The organism is Pseudomonas machongensis (assembly GCF_034961125.1).
Classification (GTDB): Bacteria; Pseudomonadota; Gammaproteobacteria; order Pseudomonadales; family Pseudomonadaceae; genus Aquipseudomonas; species Aquipseudomonas machongensis.
Genome location: NZ_JAYFUI010000173.1, coordinates 1 through 1,727, shown reverse-complemented (window position 1 = coordinate 1,727; position 1,727 = coordinate 1). Strand labels below are relative to the sequence as shown.

Below are 1,727 nucleotides of genomic sequence, written 5' to 3'. Positions count from 1 at the left end.
CGGAAGCCGTCGCGGTTGAAGGCATCGGCGCTGGCCAGCAGGCGCTGGCGCCGACGCTCATCGAGGGCCACGACGCTGTCACCTTCCTGCACATGGGTGGCGATGGCGAGCATTTCCTCGACTGCGCCCTTGCTCACCATCAGGTGATCCCCCAGGGCCTTCTTCACCACCACCGACAGGCGACGGCGAATGAAGTCGAACGGCAACTCGTCGACCTTGGCGTAGGCGTAGGGCGCCTGGAATTCACGCTCCTGACCTGCGAAGTGCAGCACAGCCTGGTCCATCAGGTTGCGCACGCCGCTCTGGTGGTGGCTGTTGAGCCAGGCCAGTTCCAGCACGCGTTTGTCGCGCTCACCGTCGATGCGCACATGGTGCTCGAGGATGATCCGGTCCTGGGTGAGGGTGCCGGTCTTGTCGGTGCACAGCACATCCATCGAGCCGAGGTTCTGGATGGCGTTCAGGCGCTTGACCACCACCTTGCGCCGGGCCATGGCCACGGCGCCCTTGGCCAGGTTGGCGCTGACGATCATCGGCAGCATTTCCGGGGTCAGGCCCACGGCCACGGCGAGGGCGAAGAGGAAGGCATCGCCCCAGTCACCCTTGACCAGGCCGTTGATCATGAACACCACCGGTACCATCACCAGCATGAAGCGGATCAGCAGGCTGCTGACGCTGTTCACGCCGCGGTCGAAGGCGGTCTGGCTGCGCGAGCCAGCGATGGCTTTGGCCAGGGAGCCGAAGTAGGTGCGCCGGCCGGTGGCGACCACCACGGCGCGGGCGCGGCCGCTGACCACGTTGGTGCCCATGAAGCAGATGTTCGGCAACTCGAGCAGGTTGTCCTGGTTGCCGCTGTCATCGGTGGCGGACTTCTGCGCGACATTGCCCAGGGTGTCGTACTTCTCGACCGGCAGTGCCTCGCCGGTGAGCACCGCCTGGCTGATGAACAGGTCGCGTGATTCGAGCAGGCGGATGTCGGCGGGAATCATGTCGCCCGCCGAAAGCTGCACGATGTCGCCGGCCACCAGTTCGTCCATGGGCACTTCGCGCAGGCGCGGCGGCTGGCCGAACTGTTCACGGCGCAGCACGGTGGCGGTGGTGCGCACCATCGCCTTGAGGGCGTCGGCGGCCTTGTTCGAGCGGTACTCCTGCCAGAAGCGCAGCAGGCTGCTGAGGCTGACCATGGTCATGATGATGATGACCTTGGTCAGGTCGGCGTCGTCCGCTTCACCTGCGCTGATCGGCATCCAGTAGTCGGTGACGAAACTGATCCCGGCCAGGGTCAGCAGGACGTAGATGAACGGGTTGTGCAGGGCCTTGAGCAGTTGCACCAGGGCGTGGGGTTGCTGGTCGTGAGCGACCTGGTTGGCGCCGTCGCGCTGCAGGCGCTTGGCGGCTTCGTGTTCGGTCAGGCCATGCTCGCTGGCATCGAGGTTGGCGAGGGTGACGGACAGGCCATTGCGCGCCTCACGGGCGGCGCGGGTGGACAGGCGGGTTTCGCGTTCGGCCTTGGCCGGCGGGGTGTTGCGGTGTTTGACGGTCATGTTGCTGTGCTCCTGCCGCTGGGGCGGCACGACACACAGACGTTTCACTCAGGGGGTGAACGTAGGCATGTCGGGTCGCAGAAAAATGCTTGGTTTCTCCGACAGTTGTCTGTCCGCTGCCGAGAGTCGGAAGTTGTTTCGGCAGCGAACTTTCTACTCGCGCAGTCCATGTTTGTATTCCTCGTT

The 1,727-nt window shown here is 64.9% G+C and carries 1 protein-coding gene; it reads right to left on the bottom strand.

All coding sequences use genetic code 11. The annotated features are described in order from the left end of the window. A partial coding sequence (gene mgtA / locus VA602_RS15830) for a magnesium-translocating P-type ATPase (protein ID WP_323453676.1) occupies positions 1 to 1,541 on the bottom strand: 1,541 nt, incomplete at its 3' end. Positions 1,542 to 1,727 lie beyond the last annotated feature (186 nt).